Annotated in this window: 12 protein-coding genes and 1 pseudogene; 6 read left to right on the top strand and 7 right to left on the bottom strand. The window is 68.8% G+C overall.

Annotated features, from left to right (window positions below; genetic code table 11):
• Nucleotides 1–36 precede the first annotated feature (36 nt).
• Nucleotides 37–1836: an IlvD/Edd family dehydratase gene (locus tag QP166_RS11285; protein WP_333915984.1), complete on the top strand. Its 1800-nt coding sequence runs from the start codon at nt 37–39 to the stop codon at nt 1834–1836.
• A 361-nt stretch (nt 1837–2197) separates the two neighbouring features.
• Here the strand turns inward: QP166_RS11285 and QP166_RS11280 are convergent, their stop codons facing one another.
• From QP166_RS11280 to QP166_RS11255, 6 genes are all read right to left on the bottom strand, one after another.
• Complete coding sequence (locus tag QP166_RS11280) at nt 2198–3778, bottom strand: aldehyde dehydrogenase (NADP(+)) (RefSeq protein WP_333915983.1); 1581 nt, start codon at nt 3776–3778, stop codon at nt 2198–2200.
• 427 nt (nt 3779–4205) lie between these two features.
• Nucleotides 4206–5516: a xylose isomerase gene (xylA, locus tag QP166_RS11275; RefSeq protein WP_333915982.1), complete on the bottom strand. Its 1311-nt coding sequence runs from the start codon at nt 5514–5516 to the stop codon at nt 4206–4208.
• A 13-nt stretch (nt 5517–5529) separates the two neighbouring features.
• Nucleotides 5530–6969 carry a xylulokinase gene (xylB, locus tag QP166_RS11270; RefSeq protein WP_333915981.1) on the bottom strand — a complete coding sequence of 480 codons (1440 nt, stop codon included), beginning with the start codon at nt 6967–6969 and terminating at the stop codon, nt 5530–5532.
• Between the two features lie 110 nt (nt 6970–7079).
• Nucleotides 7080–8219, bottom strand: a complete 1140-nt coding sequence (locus QP166_RS11265) for a glycoside hydrolase family 43 protein (protein WP_333915980.1) — start codon at nt 8217–8219, stop codon at nt 7080–7082.
• A 96-nt stretch (nt 8220–8315) separates the two neighbouring features.
• The gene (locus QP166_RS11260; RefSeq protein WP_333915979.1) at nt 8316–9710 is read right to left on the bottom strand and encodes an FAD/NAD(P)-binding protein; all 1395 of its coding nucleotides are present in this window, start codon (nt 9708–9710) and stop codon (nt 8316–8318) included.
• A complete protein-coding gene (locus tag QP166_RS11255) occupies nt 9707–9913 on the bottom strand; it encodes a hypothetical protein (RefSeq protein WP_333917397.1) in 207 nt (68 codons plus the stop codon). Before QP166_RS11255 ends, QP166_RS11260 begins: the two co-directional genes overlap by 4 nt.
• Here QP166_RS11255 and QP166_RS11250 point away from each other — a divergent pair.
• The 5 genes and pseudogenes from QP166_RS11250 (at nt 9819) to QP166_RS11230 (ending at nt 15680) form a co-directional block, all read left to right on the top strand.
• Nucleotides 9819–10638: pseudogene (locus tag QP166_RS11250) on the top strand (aldo/keto reductase). The gene QP166_RS11255 and the pseudogene QP166_RS11250 sit on opposite strands and share 95 nt — an antisense overlap.
• A 68-nt stretch (nt 10639–10706) precedes the next feature.
• Nucleotides 10707–11885: a mannonate dehydratase gene (uxuA, locus tag QP166_RS11245; protein ID WP_333915978.1), complete on the top strand. Its 1179-nt coding sequence runs from the start codon at nt 10707–10709 to the stop codon at nt 11883–11885.
• 2 nt (nt 11886–11887) lie between these two features.
• Entirely contained in the window at nt 11888–13300 is a 1413-nt protein-coding gene (uxaC, locus tag QP166_RS11240; protein WP_333915977.1) for a glucuronate isomerase, read from the top strand.
• Nucleotides 13297–14670 carry a mannitol dehydrogenase family protein gene (locus tag QP166_RS11235; protein WP_333915976.1) on the top strand — a complete coding sequence of 458 codons (1374 nt, stop codon included), beginning with the start codon at nt 13297–13299 and terminating at the stop codon, nt 14668–14670. The genes uxaC and QP166_RS11235 overlap by 4 nt, the downstream gene beginning before the upstream one ends.
• Nucleotides 14670–15680: a sugar kinase gene (locus tag QP166_RS11230; RefSeq protein ID WP_333917323.1), complete on the top strand. Its 1011-nt coding sequence runs from the start codon at nt 14670–14672 to the stop codon at nt 15678–15680. The genes QP166_RS11235 and QP166_RS11230 overlap by 1 nt, the downstream gene beginning before the upstream one ends.
• 298 nt (nt 15681–15978) lie before the next feature.
• On the opposite strand, the gene QP166_RS11225 is transcribed toward QP166_RS11230, so the two are convergent.
• Nucleotides 15979–16572: an alpha/beta hydrolase gene (locus QP166_RS11225; RefSeq protein WP_333915975.1), complete on the bottom strand. Its 594-nt coding sequence runs from the start codon at nt 16570–16572 to the stop codon at nt 15979–15981.
• Nucleotides 16573–16732: the final 160 nt, after the last annotated feature.

Genomic DNA, 16732 nt, shown 5'->3' with positions numbered 1-16732 from the left:
ACTATATCGCTGCCTTTCGCTTTGGAGTCCGCCTGCATGACCGCCCCCCACGATCCGACGAAGCTGCGCAGCCGTGCGTGGTTCGACAATCCGGCGAACATCGACATGACGGCGCTGTATCTGGAGCGCTATCTGAACTTCGGGCTGACGCTGGAGGAGTTGCAGTCGGGTCGCCCGATCATCGGCATCGCGCAGACCGGTTCCGACCTTTCCCCATGCAACCGCCACCATCTGGTGCTCGCGGAGCGGGTGCGTGAGGGCGTGCGCGAGATGGGCGGGATCGTGCTGGAATTCCCGGTGCATCCGATCCAGGAAACCGGCAAGCGCCCGACCGCCGGGCTCGACCGCAACCTCGCGTATCTCGGGCTGGTCGAGGTGCTGTACGGCTATCCGCTCGACGGCGTGGTGCTGACGATCGGCTGCGACAAGACGACCCCGGCGTGCCTGATGGCGGCAGCGACCGTCAACATTCCGGCGATCGCTCTGTCGGTCGGGCCGATGCTCAACGGCTGGCACAAGGGCGAGCGGACGGGTTCGGGCACGATCGTGTGGAAGGCGCGGCAATTGCTCGCGGCGGGCGAGATCGACGATGCCGAGTTCATCCGGCTGGTGGCGTCGTCGGCGCCGTCGACGGGCTATTGCAACACGATGGGCACCGCGACGACGATGAACTCGCTGGCCGAAGCGCTCGGCATGTCGCTGCCCGGCTCGGCGGCGATCCCGGCGCCGTATCGCGACCGGCAGGAGGTAGCGTATCTCACCGGCAAGCGGATCGTCGAGATGGTCGCGGAGGATCTCAAGCCCTCGGACATCCTGACGAAGGATGCTTTCCACAATGCGATCAAGGTCAATTCGGCGATCGGCGGGTCGACCAATGCGCCGATCCACCTCGCCGCGCTCGCGCGCCATGTCGGGGTCGATTTGCCGATCAAGGACTGGGAGACCGAGGGGCACAAGGTGCCGCTGCTGGTGAACCTGCAGCCGGCCGGCGAGTATCTCGGCGAGGATTATTACCGTGCGGGCGGCGTGCCGGCGGTGGTCAACCAGTTGATGGAACAGGGCCTGATCGCCGAGGACGCGCTGACCGTCAACGGCAAGACCATGGGCGACAATTGCCGCGGACGCGAGATCGAGGACGAGAAGGTCATTCGTCCGTACGACGCGCCGCTCAAGGAAGAGGCCGGGTTCATCGTGCTGTCGGGCAATCTGTTCGACGCCGCGGTGATGAAGACCAGCGTCATTTCGCCTGAGTTCCGCGACCGTTACCTGTCGAACCCGAACGACCCCGAGGCGTTCGAGGGGCCAGCGGTGGTGTTCGACGGGCCGGAGGATTATCACGCGCGGATCGACGATCCGGCGACGGGCATCACGTCGGAGACATTGCTGTTCATGCGCGGGGCGGGGCCGGTCGGCTATCCGGGCGCGGCAGAGGTCGTGAACATGCGGCCGCCGGCGTATCTGATCACCGAGGGCGTCCATGCGCTGCCATGCATCGGCGACGGGCGGCAGTCGGGGACCAGCGGGTCGCCGTCGATCCTTAACGCCTCGCCCGAGGCAGCGGCGATGGGTGGCCTCGCGCTGCTGAAGACCGGCGACCGCGTGCGGGTCGATCTGTCGAAGGGGACGGCGAACGTGCTGATTTCCGACGCGGAACTGGCCGAGCGGCGTGCGGCGCTGGAAGCGGCGGGTGGCTATGCCTACCCAGCCTCGCAGACGCCGTGGCAGGAGATCCAGCGCGCGGTCGTCGGGCAGATGAGCACCGGCGCGATCCTGGAGGGCGCGGAGAAGTATCAGCGCATCGCGCAGACCATGGGGCTGCCGCGCGATAATCACTGATCGTTGATCGTGTGACCTGAGCCGTCGCCCCGGGCTTGATCCGGGGCCTCGCTTCTTTTGTGCCGGTCGCGAAGAAAGCGGGACCCCGGATCAAGTCCGGGGTGACGGGAGGGCGGGGGCGTCTTTCCACCCCCGTTCTTGCTGAACCTGTCGAAGCGCGGGTTTCGCGGGCAAACTCCTTCCGTCATTGCGAGCGTAGCGAAGCAATCCAGGGCTGGATCAGGACGCCCGGGATTGCTTCGCTGCGCTCGCAATGACGAGGGGCTGGGGCAGGTCGGCTGCGCGAGGCCGGCGTTGACCGGGCAAACAAAAAGGGCGGCCCTCAGGGCCGCCCTTTCCGTTTCTCAGCAATCCGAAACGCTTACCGCGGCGAGGCCTCGCGCTTGCCGTCGATGCGGCGGGCGATGCCCCAGGGGTTGGCGTCCGAGACTGCGTCCGGCAGCAGGCTGGCGGGCAGGTTCTGGAGGCTGACCGGGCGCAGGAAGCGGTAGATCGCGCCGGTGCCGACCGAGGTGGTGCGGCCGTCGCTGGTCGCCGGGAACGGGCCGCCGTGGACCATCGCCGGGGCGACTTCGACGCCGGTCGGCCAGCCGTTGACGAGGATGCGGCCGACGCGATCGGCGAGCACCGGGACCAGCGCCTTGGCGTCGGCTTCGTCCTCGGCGTCGATCTGGAGCGTGGCGGTCAGCTGGCCTTCGAGGCTGGCGATGACCTGCTTCAGCTCGTTCAGGTCGCGGCAGGCGACGACGATCGACGACGAGCCGAACACCTCGTGACCGAGTGCGCGATCGGCGAGGAAGGATGTGGCGTCGGTGCGGAACAGCGCGCCGACCGCCTGATTGACGCCTTCACCGACCTTGCCGCGCGCGACGGTGGTGACCGCCGAATGCGAGGCGAGCGCCTCGACGCCCTTTTCGAAGCTGGCGTGGATGCCCGGTGTGAGCATCGTCGTCGGCGCGCTCTCGGTCAGCGCCTGGCCGGCGGCTTCGACGAAGGCGTCGAGCGCGGGGCCGGCGATCGCGAGGACCAGACCGGGGTTGGTGCAGAACTGGCCCGCGCCCATCGTCAGCGACTGGACATAGGCCGGCGCCAGCGCCGCGCCGCGGGCTTCGAGCGCGAGCGGCATGATGACGACCGGGTTGATCGCCGACATTTCGGCATAGACCGGGATCGGCTCTTCACGCTCGGCAGCGATCTTCATCAGCGCCATGCCACCACCGCGCGAGCCGGTGAAGCCGACCGCCTTGATGCGCGGATCGCGAACGATCGCGCCGCCCAGCTCGTTGGTTTCGCCGGGCAGATAGGAGAAGACGCCGGCCGGGAGCCCGGCCTTCTCGACCGCCTTGGCAATCGCGCGCGCGACCATCTCGCCGGTGCCGGGGTGCGCGGGGTGGCCCTTCACGACGACCGGGCAGCCCGCGGCGAGCGCCGAGGCGGTGTCGCCGCCCGCGACCGAGAAGGCGAGCGGGAAGTTCGAGGCACCGAACACCGCGACAGGGCCGAGCGCGACGTTCATGCGACGCAGGTCGGGCCGCGGGAGCGGCTGGCGGTCGGGCATCGCCGGGTCGATGGTGGCGTCGAGCCAATCGCCCTGACGCACGACCTGCGCGAACAGCTTGAGCTGGCCGACGGTGCGGCCGCGCTCACCTTCGAGGCGCGCGCGCGGCAGGCCGCTTTCCTGCATCGCGCGGACGATCAGGTCGTCGCCGAGCGCGAGGATTTCGTCGGTGATGGCTTCGAGGAAGGTCGCGCGTGCCTCGGGCGCGGTCGCGGCGAAGGTCGGGAACGCCTCGGCGGCGAGTGCGGCGGCGGCGTCGACCGCATCGGGGCCGGCGGAGGAGAAGTCCGGCGTCAGCGTCGCGCCGGTCGACGGATCGACCGAGGTGAACCGCTTGTCAGCCTGACGCGCCTCGGCGCCGATGAGCATCGCTCCGTCGATCATGATCGTCCTTCGGTGATGGGAATTAGTCGGACATTATTTAGGCGGCGGGGGGCGGATTCGCAACCCTGCGGTGGCCGATACGGCGTTGCTGGTGCCGTGACGCGGGCGAATTAGCCGCCGTCGGGCAGGGGCGGGAACGCGCGTGGCGCGACCGGATGCTGCCCGACGCCGCGTCGTTCCGCTTGGGGGCATTGTGCCCGCCACACCCGTCATCCCTGCTTTCGCGAACGTCACCCGTCACCCCGGTACAAGTCCGGGGCAACGATGCATCCAGGACGATTCCAGACCTTCGCAGAGGTTTCGCGTCGACGGGGATCCAGAACGTCGGACGCTTCGCCTCTTACGAGGACCTGCGCGTCTGGATTCCCGCCTTCGCGGGAATGACGGGTGGGTGTGCGTCGGATCAGACGGGTGGGTGTGCGTCGGATCAGATGAAGCGGTTGACGATGTTCTCGATCCGCTCCTGACGGCCCGAGCGCGGGCGCGGGTTGACGTCGGCGCTCTCGGCGAGATCGGCGATCCCGGCAAGATCGAGCGTCGACACCTGCTGGCCGAAATCGGCGTCCCAGCCGGCGTAACGCTCCTTCTTGATCGCGTCGAGACGACCGTCCTCGATCAACGCGGCGGCGTTGAGCAGGCCCTTGGCAACGACATCGATGCCGCCGACATGGCCGTAGAACAGGTCGACCGCGTCCATCGATTGACGGCGGACCTTGGCGTCGAAGTTGAACCCGCCGGTGGTGAAGCCGCCCGCACGCAGGATCTCGATCATCGCCAGCGTCAGTTCCTCGACCGAGTTCGGGAATTGATCGGTGTCCCAGCCGTTCTGGTGATCGCCGCGGTTGGCGTCGATCGAGCCGAAGATGCCGAGCGCGCCGGCCATCGCGATCTCATGTTCGAAGGTGTGGCCGGCCAGCGTGGCGTGGTTCGCCTCGATGTTGACCTTGACCTCGTTCTCCAGCCCGTACTTCTTGAGGAAGCCGTACACGGTGGCGGTATCGAAGTCGTACTGGTGCTTGGTCGGCTCGTGCGGCTTCGGCTCGATCAGGATCGTGCCGTCGAAGCCGATCTTGTGCTTGTGCTCGACGACCAGCGACAGGAAGCGGCCGAGATTGTCGAGTTCGCGCTTCAGGTCGGTGTTGGCGAGCGTCTCATAGCCCTCGCGGCCGCCCCACAGCACGTAGTTCTGACCGCCGAGGCGATGCGTCGCTTCCAGCGCGTCGCGGACCTGCATCGCGCCGAACGCATAGACTTCCGGGTCCGGATTGGTCGCGCCACCGGCGGCGAAGCGCGGGTTGCCGAACAGGTTGGCGGTGCCCCACAGGAGCTTGCGGCCCGACGATGCCTGGAGCTTCTCCAGATGATCGACCGCCTCGCCGAAGAAGCGGCGATGCTCGGCGACGCTGTTGGCGTCGGCCATCACGTCGACGTCGTGGAAGCAATAATAGGGCACGTCGAGCTTGGTGAAGAAGTCGAACGCGACCTCGCGCTTCATCGCCGAGGCTGCACTGTCGTTCGCGCCGGCGTGCCACGGGCGGTTGAAGGTGCCGCCGCCGAACACGTCCGACCCCGGCCAGCAGAAGGTGTGCCAGAAGCAGGCGGCGAAGCGGAGGTGGTCCTCCATGCGCTTGCCGAGCACGACCCGGTCCTTGTCGTAGTAACGATAGGCGAGTTCGTTGGTGGACTCCGGCCCCTCATATTTGATCTGGGGGATGTCGGCGAAGAAGTCGGTGGCCATTCGCTGGGTTCCTTTACGGCTTGATACGGGAATAGGCGGCGCGGAAGGCGGCGCGCTTGGGGGCGAGCCGGTCGACGAGCGTCGGGTCGGGGGTGATGATGTGGCTGATCGGCGGAGCGATGCAGACCTCGGCCGGCGTGCCGCCGTCTACCGCGAGCTGGGCGAGGCGCGCCGCGCCCATCGCGGGGCCGACCTCGCCGCCCTTGAGATAGGCCAGCTCGACCTCCAGCGCGGCGGCGAGCGTCTCGCCCCAATAGCGCGAGCGCGCGCCGCCGCCGATCACCGACAGCCGCTCGACGGTCGTGCCGGATTCGCGAAGGACGCGGACGCCATCGGCGAGCGCGAAGGCGACGCCTTCGAGCACCGCCTGCGCCATCCGTTCGGGCGTGCTGTCGTGGTCGAGCTGGAGGAAGCCGCCGCGCACCTGCGCGTCATTGTGCGGGGTGCGCTCGCCGGAGAGATAGGGGAGGAACAGTTCAGGACCGTTTGCCGGGCCGGCGATCTCGGCGCGCGCGAAGACGTCGGCGGCGCCTGCTGCGCCGATCAACCGCGCGACCCAGTCGACGCAGACCGCCGCCGACAGGTGCACCGCCATCTGGTGCCACATGTCGGGGATACAGTGGCAGAAGGCATGGACCGCCGCCGCCGGGTTGGCGCGCAGCGTGTCGGTGGCGACGAAGATGACGCCCGAAGTGCCGAGCGACAGCAAGGCGTCGCCGTCGCGGACGACGCCGATCCCGGCCGCGCCCGCGGCATTGTCGCCGCCGCCGCCCGCGACGGGGACGGCGTCCATGCCCCAGTTATCGGCGATCTCCTGGCGGAGCGTGCCGGTCACGTCGCTGCCCTCGACGGCGCGCGGCATCTGGTCGCGGGTGAGGCCGGTCGCGGCGAGCAGTTCGTCGCTCCAGTCACGCTTCGCGACGTCTAGCCACAGGGTGCCGGCAGCGTCGGAGACGTCGGACGCCTTCTCGCCGGTCATGATCAGGCGGACGTGGTCCTTGGGGAGCAGGACGGTGCGGATCGCGGCGAAGGTCTCGGGCTCGTGATGCTTGACCCACAGCAGCTTCGGCGCGGTGAAGCCGGGCATTGCGATGTTCGCGGCGATGTCGCGCAGGCCGGGCACCGCGCGCTCCAGTTCTGCGCATTCCGCGAACGAGCGGCCGTCGTTCCAGAGGATCGCGGGGCGCAGGGGGCGATCGTCGGCGCCGAGCAGGGTCGCGCCGTGCATCTGCCCCGCGATGCCCACGCCGCGGACCGCACGGCGCACATCTGCGGGAAGCGCGCGGACCGCGGCGTCGGTCGCCTGCCACCAGGCGTCGGGATCCTGTTCGGACCAGAGCGGGTGCGGGCGCTGAACGGTCAGCGCGGCGGTCGCCTGCGCGGCGATCGTGCCGTCACGGTCGATCACCACCGCCTTCACGCCCGAGGTGCCGATGTCGATGCCGAGGAACATGGGTGTCTTTCAGATGAGCACCCCGGCGGAGGCCGGGGCCCAATGTCGGAGGTCGCGGGGAATGCGGCTGCGTTCCCCAACTGGGCCCCGGCCTGCGCCGGGGCACAACATCACTTCACGAAGGGGTCGATCGTCTGGATCGTGCCGTCCGGATTGTACTTCAGCTCGGTCATCTTGACGTTGCGCAGGCGCGTCTGACCGGAAAGCTGCGTGTCGGCGTAGAACAGCCACCATTTGCCCTTCCACTCGACGATCGAATGGTGCGTCGTCCAGCCGTCGACCGGCTGGAGGATGCGGCCCTTGTAGGTGAACGGGCCATAAGGCGAGTCGCCGGTCGCATAGACGATGTAATGCGTGTCGCCGGTCGAATAGCTGAAGTAATATTTGCCCTTGTACTTGTGCATCCACGACGCCTCGAAGAAGCGGCGATCGTGGTCGCCGCCGAGCAGCGGCTTGCCCTTTTCGTCGAGGATCACCAGGTCGCGCGGCTTGGCGGCGAACGCCTTCATGTCGGTGGCCATCGGCGCGACCTTCGGGGTCAATGCCGGCTTGTCGTCGGCCTGCAGATCGGTCTTCGAGCCGTTCGGATCGTAGGTGCCGTTGGTGTTCCGCTGGAGCTGGCCGCCCCAGATCCCGCCGAAATACATATAGCTCTTGCCGTCGTCGTCGGTGAAGACGGCCGGGTCCATCGAGAAGCTGCCCGCGATCGGTTGCGGATCGGCCTTGAACGGGCCGACCGGCGACTTGGACGTGGCGACGCCGATCCGGAACGCGCCCTGCTTGTCCTTGGCGGGGAAGTACAGGAAGTAGGTGCCGTTCTTATAAGCGGCGTCAGGTGCCCACATCTGCTTGCTGGCCCAGGGCACGTCCTTGACGTCGAGCGCGACGGGATGCGCGGTGACCTTGCCACCCGGCTTGTCCATGCTGAGCACGCGATAGTCGCGCATCTCGAAGTGATTGCCGAGATCGTCTTCCTTCGCCGAACCGTCGATATCGTGGCTGGGATAGACGTAGAGCTTGCCGTCGAAGACGTGCGCCGAGGGGTCGGCGGTGTAGAAGTCGGTGACAAGGGGCTGAGACAGATAGCGGCGGCCGTCCTTGGCGCGCGGCGCGTCGGTAGCGGCGGCGTTGGCGGTTGTGGCGTTGTCGGCGGTGGTGGCGTTGTCGGCGGTCGTCGTGCGATCACCGCACGCGGCGAGCGGCAGCGCGGCGAGCAGCGGCAACAGATAGGCACGGGTCAGGCGACGCATCGTCTCGGGCTCCTCTCAGATCCATTCGGCGGGTCTGCGCCCGCGCGTTGAGCGATTAGGTAGCGCTACCATCATCGGCGCGCAACCGTTTTCGCATCAGAGTCCTTCGCCACCAACCCATTGCGCATTGGCGAGCCGCCGCGCCAGCGTCCAGTTCTGCTGGCGGATGTCGGGGACGGCGACGACTTCCCACAATCCGCCGCGCGTCATCGGGCCGATCGCGTAGAGGTGTTCGGCGACCGTTCCGTCGGCATCGACGACGCGCGATTGCGCATCGACCTCCAGCCCGATGCGCAGCGCGTCGGGGCGGATCATCCCGCGCGCGAGCAGGTCGCGCAGCAGCGGCTCGCCCGAGCGCAACAGATCGCCCTGCGGCCCGGTACAATTGACGATCCGCGCCGCACGAATCCGGCGCGTCTCGCTTTCGCCGCGCGGCCGCCAGTCGAGCAGCGCGTGTGGACCATCGGCGGTGGCGGCGACCAGTTTGCCCGCCAGCACCTCCAGCCGGCCGGCGGCGAGCAGCGCGTCGATCCGGTCGGCGACGGCGGGGGCGAGGCGATGGCGATGCACGTCCCACCACGGGCGCAGGTGGCGAAGGAAGCGGGCGCGGGTCGCCGCGTCCGCCGCGCCCCACATCAATTGCGTGATCGGGCGCAGCGTATCGACCGCCGCACGCCAGCCGATCGTCGCGCTGCGCTGGCGGACGTGGCGCAACAGCGCCGACAGTGTTGCGGCCGGACGTTCGGACAGACCCGGCTGCGGCGGCGTATCGGCGTGGCGGCGCGGGGCGAGCCCACGTCGCGACAGCGCGACGATCCGGCCGCGAAAGCCGCTCGAGTCGAGCAACAGCGCGGCGTCGACCGCGGTCAGCCCGCTGCCCACCAGCACCACGGTATCGTCGTCGTGCAATCCCTCCGCAATGTCGCCCGCCCAGGGGTCGCCGCGATAGCAGCCCGGCGGCAGCGCCTCGGGATCGATCCCCGCCGGGGTGTGCGGCGGCAGGTTGCCGAGCGCGAGCACCATCGCATCCGCCGCCAGGGTGCCGCCACCCGCCAGCGTCGCCTGATGGCCGTCGTCCGCTGGCGCGATCGCGCGCACCTCATCGTCGATCAGCGTCAGGCGGTGCGGATGCGCGGCGACCGCCTGTTCGAGCATCTCGCGCAGGTAGCGGCCATACACCCGGCGCGGCACGAAGGTGGTGCGGTCGCCCAACGCATTGTGCGCCAGCCAGCGGACGAAATGGTCCGGATCGTCGGGCAGCGCGCTCATGTTGCCCGCGCGGACGTTGAGCAGATGCTCCTCGTGCGCGGCGCTATAGGCGACCCCGCGACCGAGCTGCGCCGGGCGCCGCTCGATCAGCGTCGCGCGCGGTCCGTCGTGGCGGAGCAGGTTGATGGCGAGCAGCGCGCCGGAGAAACCGCCGCCGACGATCGCGACATGGCGGATCATTGCCGGGCTGCCCGGTGCGGGGAAACGGTTCGATGCTATCATCCCGATCGACCCTGTGCCATGCCGCCCCGAATGACGACATTGCGCCTATCGAATGAACCGCGGGCCTTGGGCAAGAGCGGGATCATGGTTTCGCCGCTCGCCTGGGGCATGTGGCGGCTGGCCGGCGAGAATGTCGCGGCGGTGCGCGCGCTGATCGACGCCGCGTTCGGGGCGGGGATCACGCTGTTCGACACCGCCGACATCTATGGCTGCGACGTGCCGGCGGGCTTCGGTTCGGCGGAGGCGCTGTTCGGGCGTGCGCTGGCCGAGGATCGCGGCCTACGCGACCGGATGGTGATCGCGACCAAGGCCGGCATACGACCCGGCATCCCGTACAATAGCAGCCGCGCATATCTTTTCGAGGCACTCGATGATCTCGTTGCGGCGGATGGGGGTGGAGACGGTCGATCTCTACCAGGTCCACCGCCGCGACCTGTTGACGCATCCGCAGGAAGTGGCGGGCGCGCTGGATGCGATGGTGGCGAGCGGGAAGGTGCGCGCGATCGGCGTGTCGAACCACGCGCCGGCCGAGTTCGACGCGTTGCAGGCGTTCCTGGGACAGCCGATCGTCGCGACCCAGCCGGAGTTCTCCGCGCTGCATGTCGCGCCGCTGTTCGACGGGACGCTCGACCATGCGATGAAGCATGACCTTGCGGTGCTGGCCTGGTCGCCGCTGGGTGGTGGGCGGTTGACCGACGCCGCGCATCCGGCCGGGGCGTTGCTCGCGGAGCATGGTGCCGCCTATGGCGTGGATGCGGCGACTGCGGCCTTGGCGTGGGTGATGGCGCATCCGGCGCGGATCATCCCGATCGTCGGGTCGCAAACGCCCGACCGGATCGCGGCGGCGGCCGGGGCGTACCGGGTCGAGTGGACACGGGCGCAATGGTATGCGGTGCTCCAGGCCGGGATGGGGAGCGGCTTGCCCTAAACTTGCTTCATGAGGTGTTATCGCTAACAGAAGCGGCGAAACGCCGTTGGGCGGCAGGATCGGAGAGGATGGCGGACGTGTTGATGACGCAGGCGATGCGCTGGTTCGGACCACGCGATCCGGTGCCGCTGGCGCATATCCGTCAGGCCGGCGCGCGCGAGGTCGTCACCGCACTCCATCACATCCCCAACGGCGTCGTCTGGCCGCGCGAGGAAATCGCCGCGCAGCGCGCGATGATCGAGGCCGCGGGGCTCGGCTGGACCACCGTCGAGAGCGTGCCGGTGCACGAGGCGATCAAGACGGCGGGCCCGGAGCGCGACCGGCTGATCGATCAATATATCACCACCCTGCGGCATCTGGCGGCGGAGGGGATCACCACCGTCACCTATAACTTCATGCCGCTGCTCGATTGGACGCGGACCGATCTGGCGTGGACGCTTCCCGATGGCGCGCGCGCGTTGCGGTTCGAACTGGACGCGGTGGCGGCCTATGATCTGCACCTGCTGAAGCGGCCGGGCGCGGAGGCGGACTATGCCGCCGAGACGATCGAGCGCGCGGCGCGACGTTTCGCGGCAATGGACGACGAGGCGAGGCTGCGGCTGGAGCGGACGATCATCGCCGGGCTGCCGGGCAGCGAGGAAAGCTTCACCTCCGCGCAGTTCCTCGATGCGATCCATGGCTATGCCGATACCGGCCCCGACGAGCTGCGCGCCAACCACCACGCCTTCATGGCGGCGATCTGCCCGGTTGCCGAGGAACTGGGCATTCGGATGGTCGTCCACCCCGACGATCCGCCGTTCCCCATCTTCGGCCTGCCGCGCGTCGTCAGCACCGAAGCGGACGTGGCCGCGCTGTTCGACGCCGTTCCTAGTGCCGCGAACGGTCTATGCTTCTGCACCGGATCGTTCGGGGTGCGGGCGGACAACGATCTGCCCGGCATGGTCCGGCGGCTGGGCACGCGGATCGGGTTCCTCCACTTGCGCAGCGTCCAGCGCGAACCCGATGGCGCGTTCCACGAGGCCGCGCATCTGGAGGGCAGCGGCGACCTGACCGCAGTGATGGCCGAGGTGGTGGCGCTGCAACGCCGCGAGGGGCGGTCGATCGTGATGCGTCCCGATCACGGGCATCAGATGATCGACGACCTGACCAAGGTGACGAACCCCGGCTATTCGCTGCTCGGACGGATGCGTGGGCTGGCGGAGCTGCGCGGGCTGGAGCGCGGATTGATCTTCATGGGAGCGAACTGACGATGACACGACCGCTCGAACTGCACCCGGACCGGCTGTTCCCGGCCGACCCGACGACCCGCGACATCGCGCGCGCGCTCTATGCCGAGATCGGCGCGCTGCCGATCGTCAGTCCGCACGGCCATACCGACCCGACCTGGTTCGCAACCGATGCGAAGTGGGACAATGCGACCACCTTGCTGCTCGCGCCCGACCATTATGTGTTCCGGATGCTGTATTCGCAGGGGATCGCACTCGACGACCTGCGCATCCCGCACCGCGGTGGGGCGCCCGCCACCGATCCGCGCGCGGCGTGGAAGCGGTTCGCATCGCATTACGACCTGTTCCGCGGCACGCCGTCGCGGCTGTGGCTCGACCATGTCTTCGCCGAGGTGTTCGGGTTCAACGTGCGGTTGGATGCCGAGACCGCCGACCTGTATTTCGACACGATCAACGCGCGACTGGCGGGTGACGACTTCCGCCCGCGCGCGCTGTTCGACCGGTTTCGCATCGACTTCCTGGCCACCACCGAGGGTGCGCACGACAGCCTCGACGCGCATCACGCGATCCGCGCCTCCGGCTGGAAGGGGCGTGTCGTCACCACCTATCGCCCCGACGGCGTGATCGACGTCGAGCATGAGCAGTTCGAGGGCGCGATGGAAAAATTCGCCGCAATGACCGGCGAGGACGTCCAAAGCTGGTCGGGTTATCTGGCGGCACATCGCAAGCGCCGCGCCGACTTCCGCGCCGCCGGCGCGACCGCCACCGACCACGGCCACGCCACCGCGCAGACCGCGAACCTGTCGACCGCCGAGTGCGAGGCGCTGTTCGCGAAGATCGTCGGGGGCACGTGGGACGCGGCGGACGCCGAGCTGTTCCGCGCGCAGATGCTGACCGAGATGGCGAAGATGAGCGTCGAGGACGGGATGGTGATGCAGATCCATCCCGGCTCGTACCGCAACCACAATGCCGGGCTGTTCGCGAGCCACGGGCGCGACAAGGGCGCCGACATTCCGGTGCGGACCGAATATACCCGTGCGCTGCAACCGATGCTCGATGTGGTCGGCAACGAGCGGGACCTGACGATCATCCTCTTCACGCTCGACGAGAGCGTCTATGCGCGCGAACTGGCGCCGATGGCGGGTCATTATCCGTGCCTGAAGCTGGGGCCGGCATGGTGGTTCAACGATTCACCCGAGGGGATGCGCCGCTATCGCGAGCTGACCACCGAGACCGCCGGCTTCTACAACACGGTCGGCTTCAACGACGATACCCGCGCGTTCCTGTCGATCCCGGCGCGGCACGATGTCGCGCGCCGTGTCGATTGCGCGTTCCTCGCGCGGCTGGTCGCCGAACACCGGATCGAGGATTGGGAGGCGGTCGAGCTGGCGCATGAACTGACCGACGGGCTGGTGCGCAAGGCGTACAAGCTGTGAGGCTCTCGGACGCAACCCGCGCATCGCTGCCCGGCGATGTTTCGCAGCCCGGCTATGCACGCACCGAGCAGGCGCGTGGAATCGTGCATCTCGGCATCGGTGCGTTCCACCGCGCGCATCAGGCGGTCTATACCGACGATGCGATGGCGGCGGGGGATCGCGACTGGGCGATCACGGGCGTGTCGCTGCGCTCGCGCCAGGTCCACGAACAACTCGCCGCCCAGGACGGGCTCTACACGGTCGCGACCCGCGATGCGGCCGGCGAGCGGCTGCGGTTGATCGGGGCGGTGCGCGAGGTGCTGGTCGCGCCGCACGATCCGCAAGCGGTGGCAGCGGCGCTGGCCGCGCCCGCGACGCGCATCGTGACGCTGACCGTGACCGAAAAGGGGTATCACCGGCTGCCCGGCGGCGGGATCGATGCCGCCTCGGTCGAGGCGGCGGGGGGCACGATCTACCATTATCTGGCGCAGGCGGTGCGCGAGCGGCACGCCGCCGCGGCGGGGCCGATGACGCTCGTCAGTTGCGACAATATGACCGACAACGGCCATGTGCTTCGCGACGGCGTGGCGGCCCTGCTGGATGGCGCGACGCGCGACTGGTTCGAGCGCGACTGGGCGTGTCCGTCGACGATGGTCGACCGGATCGTTCCCGCCACCACCGCCGACGATCTCGACGGGATCGAAGCGCGGCTCGGTCTGCGCGACGAGGGGGCGGTGGTGACCGAGCCATTCCGGCAATGGGTGATCGAGGATCGCTTTGCCACCGATCGTCCGCGCTGGGATGTCGGCGGGGCGCAGTTCGTCGCCGACGTGCGCCCCTATGAGACCGCCAAGCTGCGGATGCTCAACGGCGCGCATTCGGCGCTCGCCTATCTCGGGTTCGGGGCGGGGCACGACTATGTGCATCAGGCGATCGCCGATCCGGCGGTGCGCCCGACCGTCGAGCGGTTGATGCGCGACGAAGCCGCCGCGAGCCTCGACGCCGCGCCGGGGCAGGATCTGCGCGGCTATGCCGACGCGCTGCTGGCGCGCTTCGCGAACCCGTCGCTCGAACACCGGCTGGCGCAGATCGCCACCGACGGATCGCAGAAGGTCGGGCCGCGCTGGCTGGAGGCGCTGACGATCAACCGCACTCGAGGAGTCGATCGCACCGCGACGCTGACCGCGCTGGCGGGGTGGCTGCGGCATCTGCGTGGCCAAGCGGGGCCGATCAACGATCCGATGGCGGACGAGCTGGCGGCGTTGTGGGCTGCCAACGATGCGCGCGGCATGGTCGACGCGCTGTTCGGCGCGGGCGGCAAGTTCGCCGGGCGCTGGCAGGCCGACGACGCCGAGCGCGCGACGCTCGTGGATCTGGTGGAGCGGAAATGATGGGCAAGTTCCTGGCGTTCGGCGAGATCATGCTGCGCCTGTCGCCGCCGGGACGCGAGCTGCTGATGCAGACGCCGCGCTTCGACGTGTGGGTGGCGGGGGCGGAGGCGAATGTCGTCACGCAGCTAGCCAGGCTGGGCCACGACGTCGGCATCGTCAGCCGTGTTCCCGACAACGATCTGGGGCAAAGCGCGATCACCTTCCTGCGCGGGCACGGCGTCGATGTGCGGCACCTCCAGACCGGCGGCGAGCGGATGGGGCTGTATTTCGTCACCTCCGGGGCGGGGATGCGTGCGACCGAAGTGATCTATGATCGCGCCGGATCGTCGTTCGCCGAAGCGCCGGTGAGCGCGTGGGACTGGGACAAGATTCTCGATGGAGTGACGCGGCTGCATCTGTCGGGGATTACCCCCGCGCTGGGGCCGGTGCCCGCCGAAAGCGCGATTGCCGCCGCCGAAGCGGCGAGCGCGCGTGGCGTCGCGGTGTCGTTCGACGGCAATTGGCGCGGGAAATTGTGGGCGCGCTGGGACAGCGATCCGCGTGGCATCCTGACGCGAATTGTCGAGCATGCCGATCTGATGTTCGGCAACCATCGGGACATCGCGCTGCTGCTCGGGCGTGACGATTTCGGCGGCGATGGCGAGGACCGGCGGCGCGCGGCGGCGGAGGCGGCGTTCGCGCGCTTCCCGAAGCTGATGACGATCGCCTCAACCGCGCGGCATGTCGAGCATGTCGATTTGAACCGGTTGTCGGCGCGGATCGACACGCGCGACGATCATGCGCAGACGCCCGAGACGGTGCTGGCCGGGATCGTCGACCGGATCGGCGGCGGCGACGCGTTCGCGGCCGGCGTGCTACATGCGTTGCTGAAGGGGCAGGGGATCGCGGCGGCGGCGGAGACCGGGCTGGCGCTGGCGGCGCTGAAGCACTCGCTGCCGGGCGATGCGGCGTTGTTCCGGCAGGGGGACGTCGATGCGTTCCTTGCCGGCGGGCTGGATGTGCGGCGGTAGGAGCGGTTCTGTCCTCCGGGACTTGATCCGGGATCCCGCTTTTCTTCTCGGTGGGCCCAGAAGAAGCGGGGCCCCGGATCAAGTCCGGGGCGACGACGGAGAGGGACGGCTCCCCCACATGCCGTCGCCCCTGCGCAGGCAGGGGCCTATCGCTGTCTCGTCGCGTGCTTCGGCCGACACACAGGTGGCGCTGAGTGTGTCAGATGTTTCGTCAGGACGTGACAGACATGGCCCCCTGCCTGCGCAGGGGCGACGGAGGTGGAGGCGACGACTAGGTCCCAGCGCCTCCCTTCGGAACTTACCGCCCGATCAGCGCCTCGGCACGGCCGACCTCATGCGCCGCCACTTGGTGCGTCACGCGCAGGAACAGGCGCTGCGCTTGCCGCCACGCGTTCGTCTCGCGCGTGACGTGGCGGTCGCGGTGGCCGGCGATCAGCCGGCTGCCCCAGCTTTCGACCGCCGCATCGACCTGCCCGGCGTCGCCCTGCGGCGAGATCACGACCGAGGGGAAGGGCAAGGGCGCGGTCGGCGAGGCGAAGAGATCGGTGTCGCCGTCGCGCGTCACGTCCGCCCCGCGCGGCGCGAACAGCAACGCGCCGGCGATCTTCGAGACATAGTCGCTCGGCGAAAGCCGACCCCACCATGCGCTCGCCGCACAGCCGATCCCGTCCGCCACCAATAGCACCGGACGATCGGCCGCGCAGACCGCCTGATCGACGCGCGCCGCCCAGATCTTGCGCTCCGCGCGCGAGCGGGCCGCGATCGGGATCGTGCGCGGGTCGTTGGCGGGCCAGCCGAACATCGTCCGCCACGTCGGCTCGCTTTGCCGCGCGTCCGAGATCGCGACGATCGAGAAAGGGGCGAAGCGGTCGTTGGCGGCGATGGCGAACATGGCTGTGGCTCCCGGGTGGCGCGGACCGTTGTCGTGGCAGAGGGATGCGATGGTACGCGAGTCGGCAGCGATGGGGAGTCTAGTTGAGCTTTGGCGCGGTGAGCTTTGGGTTTGTCGGGGTGAGGTGAGGGTGGATTGTCCGTTTCCGTCATTGTGAGCG

It is taken from the genome of Sphingomonas sp. LR60 (assembly GCF_036855935.1).
Lineage (GTDB): Bacteria > Pseudomonadota > Alphaproteobacteria > Sphingomonadales > Sphingomonadaceae > Sphingomonas.
Note: the sequence above shows the minus strand (reverse complement) of the source record. Positions and strands in the feature narration are given on the sequence as shown.

Coding starts and splice junctions, on each gene's coding strand:
- QP166_RS11285 (WP_333915984.1), top strand. CDS start 37: ATGACCGCCCCCCACGATCCGACGAAGCTGCGCAGCCGTGCGTGGTTC.
- QP166_RS11280 (WP_333915983.1), bottom strand. CDS start 3,778: ATGATCGACGGAGCGATGCTCATCGGCGCCGAGGCGCGTCAGGCTGAC.
- xylA (WP_333915982.1), bottom strand. CDS start 5,516: ATGGCCACCGACTTCTTCGCCGACATCCCCCAGATCAAATATGAGGGG.
- xylB (WP_333915981.1), bottom strand. CDS start 6,969: ATGTTCCTCGGCATCGACATCGGCACCTCGGGCGTGAAGGCGGTGGTG.
- QP166_RS11265 (WP_333915980.1), bottom strand. CDS start 8,219: ATGCGTCGCCTGACCCGTGCCTATCTGTTGCCGCTGCTCGCCGCGCTG.
- QP166_RS11260 (WP_333915979.1), bottom strand. CDS start 9,710: ATGATAGCATCGAACCGTTTCCCCGCACCGGGCAGCCCGGCAATGATC.
- QP166_RS11255 (WP_333917397.1), bottom strand. CDS start 9,913: ATGTCGGCGGTGTCGAACAGCGTGATCCCCGCCCCGAACGCGGCGTCG.
- uxuA (WP_333915978.1), top strand. CDS start 10,707: ATGGCGGACGTGTTGATGACGCAGGCGATGCGCTGGTTCGGACCACGC.
- uxaC (WP_333915977.1), top strand. CDS start 11,888: ATGACACGACCGCTCGAACTGCACCCGGACCGGCTGTTCCCGGCCGAC.
- QP166_RS11230 (WP_333917323.1), top strand. CDS start 14,670: ATGGGCAAGTTCCTGGCGTTCGGCGAGATCATGCTGCGCCTGTCGCCG.
- QP166_RS11225 (WP_333915975.1), bottom strand. CDS start 16,572: ATGTTCGCCATCGCCGCCAACGACCGCTTCGCCCCTTTCTCGATCGTC.